The organism is Leptospira barantonii, assembly GCF_002811925.1.
GTDB classification, from domain to species: Bacteria; Spirochaetota; Leptospiria; order Leptospirales; family Leptospiraceae; genus Leptospira; species Leptospira barantonii.
Map to the genome: position 1 here is coordinate 40,741 of NZ_NPDS01000002.1, position 17,617 is coordinate 58,357.

Consider the following 17,617-nt stretch of genomic DNA (forward strand, 5'->3'; position numbering starts at 1 on the left):
GAGTTAAGGTCGGGTTTGAGAATGGCACCCAAAAAATACATTCGAAGATTAGAATATTCTTTTTTCCTGTTTCTCCTTATCATCCGGGGTTTATCCGCGCAGGACGATCGTAATAAGAATTCCGTAACGACCGAACCTACACAAAAAGCGGAAACGGTTCAAGTTGTCGGAAAGGTTTCCGATTCCGGTTCCCAAAATTTCAGATCCAATCCGAGCGGTTTTCAATCCGCGATCAAACTCGACGAAACTTCGGCGCGTTATACGTCTTTGCCGGAGGTTTTGGAAAGAGAAGCCGGGCTTCGCGTCCGGTCCTTCGGAGGTTTGGGTTCTTATTCCACTCTTTCGATTCGAGGAACGAATCCGAATCAATCCAGAATCTACTTGGACGGAATTCCGTTGAACAACTCCCAGGGCGGAGAAGTCAATCTCGCCGATCTTCCTTTCGATAGCTTGGAAAGTGTGGAAGTTTATAGATCTGGGAATCCGATCGGATTTTCCGGTTCCGCGATCGGAGGTTCGGTCAACTTGGTTACGAGAAAGGATTCGGGAAAGCCGCGCACTCGGATCAATCTGGGCGGTGGTTCGTTTAACACGGGAAAGGCGAGCGTTTCGCATACCGGGACCTACAACGGAATCGGAGCCAGCTTTTTGGCGCTCGGGGAAAAATCGGATCAGAATTTCTCCTTTAAAAACGATCACGGCACGGTCGTATTAAACACGTTAGACGACACGATCGACAGAAGAAAAAACGCCGCATTTGAAAGGGCCGCATTGTTCGGAACTCTGAAATACCAGATCGGAAAAACCGAACTCAAATTGTTAAACGACTTCAATCATAGAATCCACGGACTTCCCGGACCGGGTTCCAATCAAACCAATCAGGTTCACAGAAAATACGATCGATATACCGGTTCGTTTGCGACGGACACGAAGGGTTTGTTCACCGATTCCTTTCGATTGGAAACGAGAAGTTTTTATACCGCGGCCAAGGACGATCTTTTCGATCCGGGTTCGGAGTTTTCCAAAGGAACGCCGAACGCGAGAGCGGAGATTCGTCAGACCGGAATTCAAGTGATGCCGACTTTGTATCTTACGGATTATTACCAGATCATTCGCGGGTTTGCTTCCTTGGAAAAAGAATCCTTCGATCGAGAGAGGCTGACTCCGTCCAATGTTATAGGAAGAGTGGAACCTCTCAAAGAGCGTACCTATTCTTCCTTTCGATTGGAGGACGAGGTGAGGCTTTGGAACGCGAAAGTTCTTTTGATTCCCTCCGTGACCTGGGATCATTACAAGGATCGTTTTCCTTCGGAAGAGCCCTGGTATCGAAGACAGGATCCTCTTGCGAGCGATCAGAAAAAAACCGCATTCACAAATCCTAAATTCGGTTTTGTATGGAAGTTGTTCGAAAAGGAAACCTGGGATCTTCAGTTTCAAGCGAACGTTTCGAAACAGTATAGAATTCCTTCTTTCTTGGAAATGTTCGGCGAACAGGGAAGTATCATCGCCAATCCGAATCTGAAACCGGAACAAAGCGGAAACGGTGACGCGGGTTTTGTCATGAAGTCGGATCATTCTTTCCTGAAAACGAAAACGAGCGTTTCATATTTTTCAAAAGACATCAAGGATATGATCTTGTTTCTTCCGAACTCTCAGTTCACCTTAAGACCGGAGAATGTGGACTCGGCGAGAATTAGAGGATTAGAATTTTCTCATAGAGAGGATTGGAAATACGGGATTAAGTTTTTGTTCAACTATACGTATCAAGAGGCGATCAACAATTCTTCGTCTCCGTATCTGCACGGGAAAATTCTTCCCTTAAGACCGAGACATGAGTTTTCGAGCACTCTTTCCTGGAAGGGAAAACGATTGGAAACCGGGATCGAACTTTTGTATATAGGCGCGGTGTTTCGGGATAGAACGAACGAATACATCAATTACATTCCCGCGAGACAGATCTGGAATTATTTTTTCACCTGGGTTCTTTATTCCGAGCCCGGAGAGTTTACGAAGGACGCCTCGGGCAATCCGAAAGAATCCGCTCCTTCGAAAGAATTTCTTCTCACCTTCGAAGTGAAGAATTTTACGGATAAAAGAGTCTCGGACCTGATCGGTTATCCGCTTCCGGGAAGAAGCTGGTATGCCACTTTGAGCATGAGGTTTTGAAATGAGATCAAAACTTAAGATTATTATTTTATTCTTTTTTTTGAATGTGTTTTGCAGAGACATTGAAAGACCTTCTTTTTTAAGTCTTCTTTTGACCCAGAATTCTCCCGGAAACATCGGAGTCGTTACGACCGATTTCGGCGGGGGCGGACGGTTTAAGGTAGTCAATCCTTCTCTTCTTTACAGTTATCCGGGTTTGACTCCGATTCATTCGGACGCCGTGGCGCGTTTTGGACTCGGAAGGGTCTACGTTTTAAACAGACTCAATCGGGACAGCATTCAAGTTTTGGAACCTAACTACGGTTTTGTGACCATCGCTGAACTTTCCCTCGGTTTAAAAGTGAATCCGGTCGACATGGAATTTGCGAGCGCGTCCAAAGCGTACGTGAGTCTTTACGGTTCCAATCGTTTGTTGATCGTAGATCCGACGTATTTGACGATCACGGGTTCGATCGATCTCGGAGGTTATGCCGAAACGTTTTCGACCGGCGGCGCTCCGGACGGAATTCCCGAGATGAACGGTTTGAAGATCGTGGGCGATTCTCTTTTTGTTTGTTTGGAAAGATTGGATCGAAACGATCCTTCCGGATATTTTCCACCTAACACGACTTCGTTGTTGTTGGAGATCGACATCAGGACGGATAAGGTTGTGGGAAATTATACGTTTCCGAGTTCCAATCCCGTGAGCAAACCACAGCTCGTGGATCTTTTCGGAGAACCGCATCTTGTGGTCGCAACTCCCGCGAGAATGGGTTTTCAGAGTCAGATCGACGGAGGAGTGAGCGCATTTCGCTTATCAACACGTTCTTTTGTTTCTCGTTTTCTTTATTCGGAAACCGTAGCCGGCGGGGATATTCTTACGGTTCAGATAAAATCGGATTCGGTGGGTTACGTTTCCGTTTTAGACGCGGGTTTTACAAAAACCTTGCAGGTGTTCAATCCGAGTTCCGGAGAAAAAATTTCCACTCTTCTCACCATTCCTTCGAGTTATGACGCGAGTCTTTCGAGCATTCTTCTTGCCTCGGATAAGATTTTATATGTGGGGAACACTCAGTTTCAACAGCCGGGTGTGACCATGTTCGATACGGAACGGGGGAACGCGCTTTTGACTCCGAATCCGATCTCGGTGGATCTTCAGCCGTACGATATTATCGAATTGAAATAAACTTTTCCCTCTCGCGCAGCGTCGTTCTTTCGAATCGTTTTATGAAATTCGAATCAAGAATTCTCTTGAATTTTTTTCAAAAACGGGATTTAATCCTCTCTCAAAAAGCGACGGTGATCTCTATGCAGGAAATCTTTCAGGCGATAGCAAGCGGGCAAACGGCCAAAGTGATCGGTCTTCTAAAAAGAGATCCCGGTCTTTTTCAATGTGTAACGGAAGAAGGGATCACTCCGATTTTATTTTCCGTTTATTACGGAAAATTAGATATTTCTAAAGAGATTTACGAGCTGAGTACGAATCGGAATCTTTTTGAAGCCGCGGCTCTCGGCGATTTGGAAGAAACAAAACGCATTGTCGCCGCTTCTCACGAAACGATCAATACTCTTTCCCAAGACGGTTGGTCCGCCTTACATCTCGCGGCTTACTTCGGTCATCTGGAGATCGTAAAATTTTTGGTTTCGGCCGGAGCGGATTTGAGTCTTACGTCCAAGAGTAAACTTTCCTATGGGAACACGGCTTTGCATTCCGCGGTAGCCACCGGAAAAAAATCGATCGTGGAAATTCTTCTGGAAAAAGGAGCGGATGCGAACGCTCTTCAAAATCCGGGCGCGATCACACCCTTACATATCGCCGCGAGTAGGTCCGGAAGTATCGAAATCATTCAACTTCTTTTAAAAAAAGGCGCGGACAAAAAGAGAATGAGTTCCGATGAACAAACTCCTTACGAAATCGCATTAGAAAAAGGGAATGCGGTCGAAGCCAAGGCTCTGGAAGTTTGATTCGACATTCCGGTTGACGCAGGTGCGACAAAGATAAACATTGTTTCGACTTAAGGAGAATTGAATATGGAGACCATCAGTTTCAACATTTCCATCCACGCCGACGTAAAGACGGTTTGGAACAAGATGCTCGAGGATAAAACGTATCGGATCTGGACCAAAGAATTTCACGAGGGTTCTTATTACGAAGGAACTTGGGAAAAGGGAACGGAAATCCGTTTTGTCGGGCCCGACGACGACGGAAATCTTCAAGGAATGTTCAGCAAGGTTCAGGAGAATATTCCGAATCAATTCATTTCCATTCTCCATGTGGGTTTGATCGTAAACGGAGTCGTCGATACCGAAAGCGAAGCGGTCAAACAATGGGCGCCTTCCTTTGAAAACTACACCTTTCAAGAAGAATCGAAAGGAAACACAAAGCTGACCGTGGAGATGCAGATCGCGGAAGAATACAAAGAAATGTTCCAAGACATGTGGCCCCGCGCTTTGAAAGCCTTAAAGACTCTCTGCGAAACCGGCTAAACGGTAAATTCTCCCCTTTTTTAAACTCAGACCTCCCGAAATAATTTATTCAACAAAACGGTTTAATAATTGACAGTCCTTGTTCCGAGGAAAAATATTCAACTAAATGGTTGGATTGTTAAATAAGGAACAAAAACTGGATCGGGTCTTTGCGGCCCTTTCCGACAGCTCAAGAAGAAAGATGCTCGCGCGTTTGCGAAAACGTCCTTTGACGATCTCGGAACTCGCAGAACCTTTTTCCATGTCATTTGCGGGCGTGGCCAAACATATCGACGTGCTTACGGGAGCCGGACTTGTACAAAAGATTCGAGATCCCGAAGACGGCCGCAGTTTTCGTTTGAAACTTCAAAATCGAACTCTTGACGAAGCTTCCGAATGGCTTGCGTATCATCGGGAGTTTTGGACAAACAAACTCGACAAACTGGAATCTTTTATAGAGGAACAAGATCATGATCACGGAAGTTCTAAGAGTAGAAAAAAAAATTAACGCGGAACCGACTCGATTGTTCAAAGCCTGGTTGAACGCGGACGCATTCTCGAGTTGGTTTTTACCGGACGAAGAAATCACGATTGGAACCGTGACCATGGATCCGAAACCGGGCGGTAAGTTTTTGATCAACATGCATCTTGACGGAAAAATTCTTCCTCACGAAGGAGAATATCATGTTATCGAAGAACCCGTTAAACTCGTTTTCACTTGGAGATCGGAAGCGACCGAATGGAGAGACACGTTGGTCACCGTTACTTTTACCGAATTGTTAAGCGACATGAAAAATTCTTCCCAAAGTAAGAATTCAAAACCGCAAACGCTCATAACGTTGGTTCACGAACGTCTTGAGAACGACGAGGAAATCAAATCGCATACCTACGGTTGGACGAGTATTCTTGAGGGATTGGAACGATGGCAAAAATCTCAAAAGTAAATCGAGTCTTTATGGATTGAACAAAGTAAAAAAGCAACGAAGCAGGAGAGAAAAATATATGAACGGAATCTATCACAAGATCGGAATTCGCGCGGGGGCTACGGAGGTCTTACGCGCGCTTACGACACAAGCGGGTCTTGCGGGTTGGTGGACCGAACAAGTCGGAGGAACGTTCGCGGGGGGATATTCCAAAGCGGGTGAATCGATTTATTTTGATTTCGGAATCGCGGGAATCGAAATGAAAGTGAAGGAACAAATTCCCGATCGAGTTCTTTGGGAATGTACAACCGGTCCTGAAGATTGGATCGGTTCTCAGATCGATTTTCAATTGAGCGCCGCGAACACTCCGAAGGGAGAACCGATCACTTTGATTCATTTTCGTCATCAAGATTGGAAGAACGAAAGCGATTTTACGGCGCATTGCAGTATGAAATGGGCGGTGTTTCTTCTCAGTTTAAAAAGTCTTGTGGAAGCGGGGAAGGGCCAACCGGCTCCGAACGATTTTAAGATCGACGATCTGAATTGAAAGATCATAGAGAAATACGCGCGGCGTTTAAGAAAACGTCGCGCGGTTGTATTCAAAATTTAGAATGTGTTTCTTACTTTGAACGTTATGAGAAAAATCCGAATTTTTGTTTTCTTGATTCTCTTCCTCTGCGTTGCACTGGACGCGGAATCGAAAAACAAACTCGATGAAAAAGAATTTCAAAGTCTCGTCATAACCGTTTTGGCAAAACGCCTTCCTCAAACCAAAATTCGCAAAGCCGACGACAAAACTGCCGTATATATAAATGAAATTGAATATAGTTTATCGAATTTATATAGACTGTATCAAACTTCGACCGGCAACGATGAGGAATTGATTTTCAATCATTTCGAAAAATCGATTCGAATGGCCGAGGATCAACCTAAGTCCGCGTTGTCTTGGGAAAAGGCCAAAACGATTCTCATGCCTCAAATCATTCGTCAAGAATACGCAAAAGAGAATCGAATCTTTTCAGGAAGAATTTTCGGAAGCGACTTAGTCGTTTCGTATGTTTTGAACTATAAGGAAGGCTATCGATACGTTCTGGAAGAAAATCAAACTTCTTGGAACGTTTCGGAAGAGGAGCTCTTTCGAAACGCGGTCGATAACTTGGATCGGATCAGTCGAAACGTGAAGTTCCTAAAAGTGAACTCCGGAATTCTTGCAATCCGTATGCAGGATTCGTATGACGCTTCGCGGATTCTTTTGCCCAAGCTCAGGGAACGAATCGCAAAACGATTGGGAAACGACTTTGAATTCGCATTACCAAAACGTGATTTTCTAATCTGTTGGAGTAGGTCCTTGCCCCAGGACGTGAAGAAAGGTTTGGCGGAACAGGTCGATTTGGACTTTCAGTCTGGAGCCTATTCGATTTCGAAAGAGGTTTTTGTGGGGAATAAGGAAGGGATTCGGGGGAAGTGAGGAAGGGGAGAAGAAGGTGTTGGACTCGCCGTTACGCACGATTGGGAAGCGTTGCGGGTGCAGTTTGGTCGCAGGGATTTCTCAACTTCGTTGAGAACTTTCGGTAGTGCTTCGCTACCTCAAGTTGTCTCGCTCTCTATGGATCGCTCGACATGTATCTACCGGGACTCGCCGTTACGCACTCTTTCATCCTGAAAGAGTTTGCTCCACGGCGTCTCGAACTTGCCTCGCTACATCCTGTCGCTCGGTCGCGTTCATTACGCTTCCTACGGGGCGCTATGAACGCTTTCAAGTTCTCGCTTCGAGTCCGATATCGATTGCAGTTGGATTTCTTTGCTTCTTATGGGGCGCAATGTATCTACCGGGACTCGAACCCGGACCCCAGGCTCCGGAGGCCTGTACTCTATCCGTTGAGCTATAGATACGTTTACAAGTGAGTCTTTTGAAGAGGCTCGGGCTGTCAAATGCAAATCCTGAAGACCGACTTATGGGATAGGAAAGTCCTTGAAAAAGGAATCGGGTCTGAAATCGTCTTCCTAAAGATAGAGGTTGAGATGAAGGTTTCGTTTCTGAAAGAGGGGGGAGTTCTGTCCCTTCGTAAAATTGTTTCCGTATTTATTTTCGTTTTGGTATTAGGGATTCTTTCCCCGGCATTTAGCGTCAGTGAAGAGGAAGAAGAGAGACTTTTAGAAAAGGCTCTTCTGGAAAGTGCGGTAACTCCCGGCCAAAAACAAGCGATCGCGAATTATCTCAGAGCGACCGCGGTTGCGAAAAGAACCAGAGCCGCCGAACTCAGAGAATTGGCTCAGCTTTCTCACGGTGAAAAGTTTCTTCAGGCGAAAGTCCGCAAAGAAAAACTTTACAAAATGGCGGATTCTTTGGATCGTCAAGCCGATCGTCACGAAGCGGCTCTCAAAGAATTCCAAATCGAAAGCCACTAAATTCAAAAATTCTAATTTAGTTTTCGATTCTTTTCAAAAGAATCTCCAGACATTCCGAAACGATTTGATCAGGACCTTTTTCTCCGTCGATACGAATCGTTTCTTTGGGAAGAATTCTCTCATAAGCGGAATGGATTTTTTGAAGTTGGGATAGTGTTTCGAATCTTTCCTTGTCTTCCTTTCTTCTTTCCAGTCTTTCGAGTGCGATCTCGGGTTTTAAATCCAGATAAAACAAAACGTCCGGCGTTTTGAAATTTCTTTCCAAATTCTTTTCCAAAATCGTTTCGGGTGATAAGTCCTCTCCGCTTTGATACGCCGCGGTGGAATACATATATCGATCGAGTAAAACGTTCTTACCGGATTCAAGAGAAGGAAGAATGTTTTGTTTCAACGATTCTTCCCGATCGTTTAAGAACGCTTCGATCTGTTCCTTTCTGCCGAGTTCGATTTCTCCCCTCAAGAATTTTCTGAGATACTTTCCGGTTTCCAAGTTCGTCGGTTCGGTGAAACCGACGGAGGAAATTCCCCGCGCGGAAAGTTTTTCGGTCATGGATTTGCAAAGTGTGGATTTGCCGCTTCCGTCGATTCCTTCAAACACGATAAAGAAAGGTTTTTTGTTCTTCATTCCGAGGTTTCCAATTCAATTCTTGACAGGGAAGAATTTTTGAGAAATCATTCTTCTATTACCTACATGGATTCTTTCGGAAGGGAAGAATCCAACGAAAAAACTTCCACTATGAAATATAAATTTTCGATTCTGAAATTTCTCCTTTTGATTCTTATCCTCGAATTCTTTTTTGATTTTTGTTCCTCGTCCGTTTCGACTCAGACGCAGGCCGCTAATCTCGACCCCGAACAGGAGCTGGAGCGCGAACTCGGTTTGGAAGAAATTCCGATCGATCCCAAATCTTCCAAACTTCATTCCAAGGACAAGATCCGAGTTCATCACGTTTTCGAAGAGGTCTATCCCACTTCTTCCGCGAGTTCGGTTTCCATTTTCACCGAAAAGACCGTTAAGTCCTCGGCGATTCATCACAAGGGAGGTCATCTTTCCGAAAAGATTTTGGTTACTCTCGGCAACGGAATCGTTTTCAATAAACAAGGTTACATTCTCACCAACGCACACGTGATCAAATCGCACGATCATCTTGTGGTTAAGGTGAAATCGGGCAAAGCATACGAAGCGATCGTCATCGGTATGGATAAAAGAATCGATTTAGCGATTTTGCAAGTAACTCCGGACGAGGATATCGTTCCCGTCGAGAAGTTGGATTACTACACTCACCAAAGGGGAGAGGCCGCGATTCTGAAATACATCAATCTAAAAATTCAGATTCGAAAAAACCGAGAGGCCAAATCGAAATCCAAAGTGAAAACTTCCGCTTAAGATCGTTCTTCGTTTTGTACGATTTAATTGGAAACTCTTTCCGGATGGAACGGTCTAAAAGTCGAAGACGGAAGGATTCTCCCTTTCGTCCCAATCCAATTCTTAAACCGATGTATGCCTTCATGAGACTTGCTTCCAAATCCAACTTGACAGTCGGAGAAGCGAGTCGATCCTTTCAGGTACGATCGGAAATTCGTTTTCAAAGGGATAGAATTCAATGAAAAACATGGAAAAACTGAAGTATGTTGCGGTCGTTAGCGTTTCACTTCTACTAGGCGCATTTTTATCTCCCGTGATGTTTTGCGGAACCGGTCAGAACAGTCCCTTGTTTCTGAACGCGAAGGGCGACAAGGAGCCGAGCGCGGCGACTCGTCAAGCGATCACGATTCAACAAGCCTTCGAAGAAGTTTATCAAACCGCTTCTCCGAGTGTGGTTTCCATCGCGACCGAAAGAATTCAAAACGTTCCGGTTCATCCCTTCGGCGATCCGTTCTTCGACCAATTTTTCGGAAGAGGTCAGGCTCAAGGCGGAAGGGTGATGAAACAAAAACAAACCGGTCTCGGTTCGGGTATCATTCTCAATACGCAAGGTTATATTCTTACCAACGAACACGTAGTTCGCTCCATGGATAAACTTACCGTTCGTTTGAAAACCGGTAAGACATACAACGCGGAACTCGTAGGTTCCGATGCGGTGATCGACTTGGCTCTTTTAAAAATCAAACCGGATACGGAATTGATTCCGATCGAACTCGGAGATTCTTCCGCTGTGAAAGTGGGGGATTGGGCGATTGCAATCGGCGCTCCTCTCGGTTACGAACAATCTTTGACCGCGGGAATCGTAAGCGCCGTGGGTAGAACCGGAATCGATAACAGCGGCGTTCATTATCTACAAACGGACGCTTCCATCAACCAAGGAAATTCCGGAGGACCGCTTCTCGACATCAACGGTCGAGTGATCGGTATCAATCGTATGATCGCTTCGCAAAGCGGCGGTTCGGTAGGAATCGGATTCGCCATTCCGATTAACGAAGCAAAGGCGATCATGGAAGAGTTAAAAACCACCGGTAAGGTCAAACGTCCCGCGAAACCTTTACTTGGTATTCGAGTGGATTATCTTCAAGAAGAAGACGCCAAACACTTGAAAATTACGGGTGGTGCGGTTGTCGTAGAAATCGTGAACGGTTCTCCGGCGGATCGAGCCGGAATTCAATTGATGGATGTGATCACGGAAATTTCGGGAACCAAAATCAATACACCGGAAGAAGTCGTCAGCACCGTGGAAAAAAGCAAACCCGGAGATCGTATCACGGTTACGATTCTACGTCAGGGAAACGTTTCCAGAATTTCGATCCAACTCAAAGAAAGACCGAACTGATTGTCCAAATCCCACACACTCAATCCTGAAGAAGAATTCGAAGAAGAGTCGGGCTTACGTCCTTCTCTTCTTTCCGAGTTTATAGGCCAGAAAGAAGTTCTTGATAACCTAAGCGTTTACGTTCAAGCCGCTAAGAATCGAAAACGCGCGCTCGATCACGTTCTCATCTCCGGTCCTCCCGGTCTTGGTAAAACTACTTTGGCCGGAATCATTTCCAACGAACTCGGAACCAGACTTACGATCACATCCGCTCCCGTAATTACCAAGGGTGCGGATCTGGCTCGTCTTCTTACGAGTATGGGGGAGAATGAAATTCTTTTTATAGACGAGATTCATACACTTCACAAAAAACTCGAAGAGATTCTTTATCCGGCGATGGAGAATTATATGATCGATCTCGTAATCGGCGAAGGGGTCACCGCGCAGATGGTTCAGATTCCTTTGAAACCGTTTACTCTTGTGGGCGCGACTACAAGAAGCGGGCTCATCAGCGAACCTCTCAAAAGCCGTTTCGGAATTCAACTTCGTCTCGATTACTACGGCGACGAAGAGATGAAGGAAATCGTTCTGCGTTCCTCCAAAATTCTCGGCGTTTCCATCGAAGACGACGCGGCCTTGGAAATCGGAAAACGTTCTCGCAAAACTCCTCGAATCGCCAATCATCTTTTAAAAAGAATCCGCGACTTCAGCGAGGTTGACGGTCATTCTTCCGTGAAAAAGGATCTTTGTATGAAGGCCTTTGAAAAGATGGGGATTGACGACCTGGGACTGGATGTTATGGATAGACAGATACTCGGTTGTATGATCGATCGATACAAAGGCGGACCCGTAGGTCTGAAAGCGATCGCGGTTGTTGTCGGAGAGGAAGAAAAAACCATCGAGGACACGTACGAATCCTTTATGGTTCGGATCGGTCTCATCAACAGAACTCCCGCCGGTCGAGTCGCAACCGAAAAGGCGTATCGGCAATTGAAGCGAATGGAAGATTTTTCCGGAAACCATGGACAAGACCCGACTTTATTCTGAATATTCCGGAATCCCCGAAGACGACAAGAGGTTGATCTATGCCTCGTTTCTCGTTTTAGCGCTCGCGTCTTTTTTTACCGCACACTTACTCACACGCAATATGCTCTGGAAAATTCTCGGTAGCGAACCCATGGTTAAGATGGAAAGCAACGAGGAAAAGGAAAAGATCTACGAGGTTCTTCTTGAACAAGACTTCGTGGATAAGAATATCAAGGACGAGTACAAAGCCCTTTCCAATGTGGACGCCGCCGGAGCCGGAGGAATCACGAAGAAGGAAGGGTTTCATTCCGCGAGTCCGTTCCGTGAATTCGTTATGGGCAGTATGGCTCGAAGACCTTCCGAGGCTCAGAAGCAGGAAGCCAAAGAGAAAAACGACGAGAAGGCTTTCGAAGTCGGGATTTATAAAATCGATCCGGTTCAAACCACGACCACGGAAGAAACAAAACAAAGTTCTCAAACCTACGGAAGAATGACGAAGATCCCGTTCAACTATCGATTCGAACAGGATTTCTTGTTTCGTTGGGACGGTAACCAAGCGCTTTCGATTCCGAGAAAAAAACTCGCGGGTTACGAATACTTCAAACGTATGTTGAAGCAGATCGAAGGAAGTTTCGCACCTCCGGGCGGAGGCAATTTCGCCTATCGTGATATGGCGGGCACCGTAGTTCGCGAAGGAATTCTTCCGGGGCAAGTCAAAGTTCTTTTTATGCTCAGCGAGGGTGGTCAGGTTTTGGACGTGAAACTCGTGTCTACTCAGGGACAGGATGTGGTGAGTCAGGCTTGTATGGATTCCATCCGCGGTCAGAATTTCGGAAAGGTTCCGGAAGAGGTCAAGGCGCAGGGAATGATCTTCGGGATCAACTTTATCTTTCCGATGATGCGTCGTTAGTCGATTGTGGACCCCGTAAAAAAAGCGATTCAGGAAAAAGAACGTCTTAAAGAAGAGGAACGTTCCGAAATTCTCCGCAGTCGATCCCGCCAAGAAAGAATGGAACGATTGAAAGAGCGCCTAACGCATTTTTTCGGATTTCTCGCCGGAACTTCCTTCTGGATCGGTCTCAAAAGATACTTTCGATTTATGCTCGCTGATCTTTGGATCGTAAATTACACTTTTATCATATTTCTTCTTTTGATGGGTTTGCCCTCGTTTTACGTCCTCTGTCTTTTGCCATACTTCTTCGCTTCTCCGACCGTAAAGATCATCGCTCTTTTGTTTCCTTTGATTCTTTTGACCGTATGGTTTCGGCAGATTCTTTTTGAAAGGGCGCTTTCCCGTATTTCCTTTCCCGTGAACGGTTACCGGGAAATTTTGAATCGTCCCGAGCTTGGTTATTACAATTGGTTCGAAATCGAGTTGAAAGTCGCGGCTTCCCACAATCAAGAAGCGATTTCCGCGCTTTTGGAGTCCTTTACGATCCGCTCCAAAAAACTTTTTTATCCGCATGACTGGGACATAAATGAGCCGAGAACTTTTTGGAAACATACTTTCGATTCCGCTTCCGGTAGCGTCAATTCCAGACTTGTTCTTTTTTTGTTTCGGGATTTGCTCGCGAAATTGAATGAACTTCATCGGTTCGATCCTTCGATCAAGTCGGTGACGATTTCCGTTCTTTCCGGTCCGATCGAGGTGGAAGCCAGAAGCAACCAGTCCAATTCGGATTGATTGTTTCGCCTAATGTGTTTTGCTACTCCGACCTTGAGTCAAAATTTACTCACCGACCCAAGCTGTACGATTCTTTTTATAATATAAAGGAATTTCTATGTTTCATTCTTTGGGAATTCTTACGGACCACTTTTACAGCAATTAAGGCGATCTACTTAATTGGATTCTTTTATGGTAAAGTTTTCGTATTAGTATCTTGAAGAATCTTTTAAGACATCCGCGTAGGTTCGGATAGAACCCCATCGGAGCCTTCAGATTATAGGATGGGGTGCGAACGCACGATCGTTCTGTTAATCTATTCGACGAATGCCGGCAATCAAGAAAGAAAGCCCGGCTTTTGTTGGAGGATCCAGTTGCAAACGATCACAAAAATTATTTTAGTTTTTCTATTCGCAGTAGCAAGCCTAAGTTGTGTAAACGGAAGCAAGAGCAGTTTGCCCTTTCTCGCTTATCTGGATTTAAGCAATAAATCGAATCCGTTTTCGGTTTCACAAATCACTCCCGGATCCGGAGTGACGCAAGTCTCGCTAAATACCGCGATTCAAGTCGCGTTTAGCGCCTCTATCGATCCTTCCTCCGTTACCTCGTCTACGTTTCAACTCAAACAAAACGGCACTTTAATTCCGGGAAATTTTACGTTGAGCGAAACGGCCGCGGTGTTTACTCCAAATTCTTTACTCACTGCTTCAACAATCTACTCGGTGACAATTGCTAAAGAAATTACGTCCGCAACCGGGATCGCTTTGAAAGAGGATCTTACTTGGAATTTTACTACGGAGAGCGTAGTGGATGCGGTGGCTCCCGCTTTATCTTTGAGAACCCCCGGCACAGGAGCGGCTTTGGTTCCGAACAATACTTCGATCCAAATCGCTTTTACGGAAACGATGGATTGTACAACGGTGGACAATACCACTTGGACTTTGAAAAATAATGCGACCAACGTTCCGGAAGCGGTTAACGTAACTTGTTTGGGTCCGAGTGCAACTTTGACCCCCGTCAATCCCTTGGCCGCGAATACGTTATTTCGAGTGGATATGTCCACTGCGATGAAAGATCTCGCCAACAATCCGCTTCCTGGACCGCAGAGCTGGACCTTTACGACCGGGGCGGGTCCGGACATTGTACCGCCGACCGTTTCTTTCACTTCTCCGACTGCGAACGATCAAGGAACTTCGACGAATTCTGCGGTAAGCGTTGCGTTTAGCGAACCGATCCATTGCGGAACGATCGCGGGAAATCTTACTTTAGACGATAATCCTCTTCTTCCCGGAACGGTTGCCGTAACCGTCAATTGTTCTGGATCTACCGCATCCATTATTCCGACGGCTCCGTTAGCGTTCAATACGACTTATACGGTAGCCATTTCCAATGCGGTTACCGATCTATTTGGAAATTCGATCGGGGTGGTTGCTCCTTGGACGTTTACGACCGGACCTGCGGCGGATTCGACTCAGCCTACGGTTACGTATACAGTTCCGACGGCAAACGCGATCGGGGTTGGAATCAATATCAATCCTACGATCGTTTTCAGCGAAGCGATGTCCTGTGTTTCCGTAAACGCGGCCTCTTTCCGATTGAGATTGCAAGCAACGCCTGGAGTATATTTAACGGGAAGCGTAAACTGTTTTGGAACTTCCGCCACTTGGATTCCCGATCCGTTGATCAATCCTACGCTCGCTTTCAATACTCTTTATACGGTTGAGGTCAATGCCGGAGCCTTGGATGCATCCAATAATCCTCTCGTCCCGATATCTTGGGACTTTAGAACCGGTGCAGGACCGGACGTTACCCCGCCTACGGTCGCTTTTGTGACACCCGCGAACGCCACGTTAGGCGTTCCCGTCAACGGCGGTATCAGCGTCGCGTTCAGCGAAACGATGAACTGCGGGACCGTTTTGGGAGGAATTACCTTAGACGACGACCCTTTAACACCCGCTACCGTAGTTCCGATCAATATAAACTGCAATGGAAACACTTCCACGATTACGCCTATCGCGCCATTAGCATTCAATACCGCTTATACAATAAAAATTGCAAATACGGTGACGGACAGTTCCAACAATGCTTTGGTTGCGAATTATATCTGGACCATCACTACGGGCGCGGCGGCCGATGCGATTCCTCCTCAAGTTTCTCTCGTAAGCCCGGTGCCGACTGCGACGGGAGTAGCAACCAATTCGAATATTACGGTTTCCTTTAGCGAAACCATAGATTGTTCCACGTTGAATTTTACGGTCGATAATGGAATCGGAGGCACCGTGAATTGTTCCGGCGCTACGGCCACCTTCGTTCCGAACGCAATGACTCCTTTAGGCGCGGGAACTACGTATACGGCCAGCATCGTAACGGTAAAGGATTTGGTCGGAAATCCGATCGCTTCCGTTCCTCCCGCTCCTGCGTTCAGCTGGACGTTTACGACCGGATTAGCGGCGGATGTAACACCGCCGACGTTAAACATTCAAAACGTGAGGACCAACAGCACTTTAGAATCCGGATTTATCATCGGAACCGCGACCGATGCAAGAGGGATCGCGAGTGTTGAAATTAACATCGACGGAAACGGATTTACTTCGGCCGGAATGGTCGGAACCACTTCTTGGAAATATCCGATTCCTGCTACCGGTCCGAATGCCTGGTTGCCCAATACACAACACAACGTTTCGGTGCGAGTGACGGACAGTTCGAATCTTTCCACAACTTCCGGAGTTGTAACAAATATACGAAAAGGTACGAACAAGGATATCAACGGAGACGGTTACGTAGATGTGGTGACCGCGGAATACGGACAAGGTCTTGTTTATATTTTCCATTCTTCCGGAACTGCTGGGATAACGACGACTAACGCGGTCTTTGCAAGTCGTGTGATCGCCGGAAGCGCGGCGAATCGATTCGGGAAAACCGTAGCAACGGGTGATGTCAACGGGGACGGATATGCGGACGTAATCGTAGGTTCAACTCCTCCTGTGCCCGGTGCTGTCGGTCGAGTTTATATCTTTCATTCTTCCGGAAACGCGGGTGTGAGCACGTCTTTCTCCGGTTTTGCAAACACGATTCTCAACGGAAATGTCAATGCGGATCAGTTCGGAGACGGACTTGCGGCTGGAGATATCAATGGGGACGGATTCGCCGACGTAGTAGTAGGTGCGCCGGGTTACAATACGTCTACGGGAAGACTTTATGTTTTCCATTCTGCCGGAGGAGCAGGGATAACAAACGCAACGGTGAATGCCGCCGGAGCCGGAGCGAGCGCTTTTAAAACCGGAGCCGCAACCGGGGATCGATTCGGGTATTCCCTTGCTATGGGAAATATAAACGGAAATGCGGGAGGAGGTTTTTCCGATGATCTCGTCGTGGGTTCTCCCGGTTTCAATAGCGGAGGTTTCGGAGATGATTGGGGAAGAATTTACATATACTACGGTTCAACGCCCGCGGGTTTGACTGCGGCCGCACCGAATACGCTTACAAACAATACGGGAAATACAAACGTCACTCCGGGAATTCCGGGCGGACCCGGTTTGTTCGGAGCCTTTGTCGCACTGGGGGATGTCAGCGGCGACGGTTTTTACGATCTCGTAGGAAGCGCACCATACTTTATACAGACTAGCGCAGTTCCCGGTCCTAGCAACGTAGAAGGAAGAATCGTGATTTTTGTCTCGGGCGGAGCCGGAGGAATCGGAAACTTAAACATTGGAGCGGCTAATCGAGTTCTCAACGGAGTAGTCAACACACAATCGATCGGTTCTTCCATCGTTGTGAGCGATTTGAATTCGGATGGAAAAGCAGACATTGCATTTTCTTCCGTAAATCCGAATGCGGTTCAGATATTTATGACTCCCGGGATTGGTATCGGAGCGACTGCGGATACGAATGCGGCCGATATTACGATCGCAGGCGGAGGGTTTTTCATCGGATATTCCGGAAGTTACGCCGGAGCGCCGGGGGTGCCAAGCCCCGGTCGCGCTCTTTCAAGCGGAGATATCAACGGAGACGGTCTTGTGGATCTGATCCTCGGCGGTTCGGGCAACTCGGTTCGTGTTCTTCATTCTGTGGGAGGAGCCACACCGATCACCAACAATATCGCCGCCGCATCCAGCATCATTCTCGGCTCCGGATTGTTAGGCGGGATCGGGGGAACGGGAGCGAATACGAACGAATTCGGTTCCGGTCTCTAAATCAGAGAATTCGGCTTCACTCCGAGAAAAAATTATTGGAGTGAAACC

The 17,617-nt window shown here is 46.6% G+C and carries 16 protein-coding genes and 1 tRNA gene; 15 read left to right on the forward strand and 2 right to left on the reverse strand.

The features are described 5' to 3' along the window. Window positions 1-21 precede the first annotated feature (21 nt). The 8 genes from CH367_RS04880 (at window position 22) to CH367_RS04915 (ending at window position 7,002) form a co-directional block, all read left to right on the forward strand. Window positions 22-2,166, forward strand: coding sequence for a TonB-dependent receptor plug domain-containing protein (locus CH367_RS04880; protein ID WP_100761398.1), 2,145 nt, complete (start codon window positions 22-24; stop codon window positions 2,164-2,166). A 1-nt stretch (window position 2,167) separates the two neighbouring features. Further along, window positions 2,168-3,331, forward strand: a complete 1,164-nt coding sequence (locus CH367_RS04885; RefSeq protein ID WP_100761399.1) for a YncE family protein — start codon at window positions 2,168-2,170, stop codon at window positions 3,329-3,331. 122 nt (window positions 3,332-3,453) lie between these two features. Continuing rightward, complete coding sequence (locus tag CH367_RS04890; RefSeq protein ID WP_100762043.1) at window positions 3,454-4,110, forward strand: ankyrin repeat domain-containing protein; 657 nt, start codon at window positions 3,454-3,456, stop codon at window positions 4,108-4,110. Between the two features lie 66 nt (window positions 4,111-4,176). Beyond that, entirely contained in the window at window positions 4,177-4,632 is a 456-nt protein-coding gene (locus tag CH367_RS04895; RefSeq protein WP_100761400.1) for an SRPBCC family protein, read from the forward strand. Between the two features lie 106 nt (window positions 4,633-4,738). Then, entirely contained in the window at window positions 4,739-5,119 is a 381-nt protein-coding gene (locus tag CH367_RS04900; protein WP_100761401.1) for an ArsR/SmtB family transcription factor, read from the forward strand. Next, window positions 5,082-5,555, forward strand: coding sequence for an SRPBCC family protein (locus tag CH367_RS04905; RefSeq protein WP_100761402.1), 474 nt, complete (start codon window positions 5,082-5,084; stop codon window positions 5,553-5,555). Before CH367_RS04900 ends, CH367_RS04905 begins: the two co-directional genes overlap by 38 nt. A 58-nt stretch (window positions 5,556-5,613) precedes the next feature. Further along, entirely contained in the window at window positions 5,614-6,081 is a 468-nt protein-coding gene (locus tag CH367_RS04910) for an SRPBCC family protein (protein WP_100761403.1), read from the forward strand. A 114-nt stretch (window positions 6,082-6,195) separates the two neighbouring features. Further along, window positions 6,196-7,002 carry a DUF1444 family protein gene (locus CH367_RS04915; protein WP_165783221.1) on the forward strand — a complete coding sequence of 269 codons (807 nt, stop codon included), beginning with the start codon at window positions 6,196-6,198 and terminating at the stop codon, window positions 7,000-7,002. A 353-nt stretch (window positions 7,003-7,355) separates the two neighbouring features. Here the strand turns inward: CH367_RS04915 and CH367_RS04920 are convergent. After that, window positions 7,356-7,427: transfer RNA gene (locus CH367_RS04920), tRNA-Arg, on the reverse strand. 129 nt (window positions 7,428-7,556) lie between these two features. Between CH367_RS04920 and CH367_RS04925 the strand changes: the two genes are divergently transcribed. Beyond that, complete coding sequence (locus CH367_RS04925; RefSeq protein WP_100762044.1) at window positions 7,557-7,943, forward strand: LIC10421/LIC12816 family protein; 387 nt, start codon at window positions 7,557-7,559, stop codon at window positions 7,941-7,943. A 16-nt stretch (window positions 7,944-7,959) separates the two neighbouring features. Here CH367_RS04925 and tmk read toward each other — a convergent pair whose 3' ends face one another. Continuing rightward, the gene (gene tmk, locus CH367_RS04930; RefSeq protein ID WP_100761405.1) at window positions 7,960-8,568 is read right to left on the reverse strand and encodes a dTMP kinase; all 609 of its coding nucleotides are present in this window, start codon (window positions 8,566-8,568) and stop codon (window positions 7,960-7,962) included. Window positions 8,569-8,634: 66 nt separating this feature from the next. On the opposite strand from tmk, the gene CH367_RS04935 reads away from it, so the two are divergent. From CH367_RS04935 to CH367_RS04960, 6 genes are all read left to right on the forward strand, one after another. After that, window positions 8,635-9,330 carry a trypsin-like peptidase domain-containing protein gene (locus CH367_RS04935; RefSeq protein ID WP_100762045.1) on the forward strand — a complete coding sequence of 232 codons (696 nt, stop codon included), beginning with the start codon at window positions 8,635-8,637 and terminating at the stop codon, window positions 9,328-9,330. A 217-nt stretch (window positions 9,331-9,547) separates the two neighbouring features. After that, window positions 9,548-10,708 (forward strand): S1C family serine protease, encoded by a 1,161-nt coding sequence (locus tag CH367_RS04940; protein ID WP_100761406.1) that lies wholly within the window; start codon window positions 9,548-9,550, stop codon window positions 10,706-10,708. Continuing rightward, a complete protein-coding gene (ruvB, locus tag CH367_RS04945; RefSeq protein WP_100761407.1) occupies window positions 10,709-11,734 on the forward strand; it encodes a Holliday junction branch migration DNA helicase RuvB in 1,026 nt (341 codons plus the stop codon). After that, window positions 11,709-12,623, forward strand: coding sequence for an energy transducer TonB (locus tag CH367_RS04950; RefSeq protein WP_100761408.1), 915 nt, complete (start codon window positions 11,709-11,711; stop codon window positions 12,621-12,623). Before ruvB ends, CH367_RS04950 begins: the two co-directional genes overlap by 26 nt. A gap of 6 nt (window positions 12,624-12,629) precedes the next feature. Next, window positions 12,630-13,397 (forward strand): hypothetical protein, encoded by a 768-nt coding sequence (locus CH367_RS04955; RefSeq protein WP_100761409.1) that lies wholly within the window; start codon window positions 12,630-12,632, stop codon window positions 13,395-13,397. 353 nt (window positions 13,398-13,750) lie between these two features. Continuing rightward, window positions 13,751-17,569 (forward strand): Ig-like domain-containing protein, encoded by a 3,819-nt coding sequence (locus CH367_RS04960; RefSeq protein WP_100762046.1) that lies wholly within the window; start codon window positions 13,751-13,753, stop codon window positions 17,567-17,569. The last annotated feature ends 48 nt before the right edge of the window (window positions 17,570-17,617 follow it).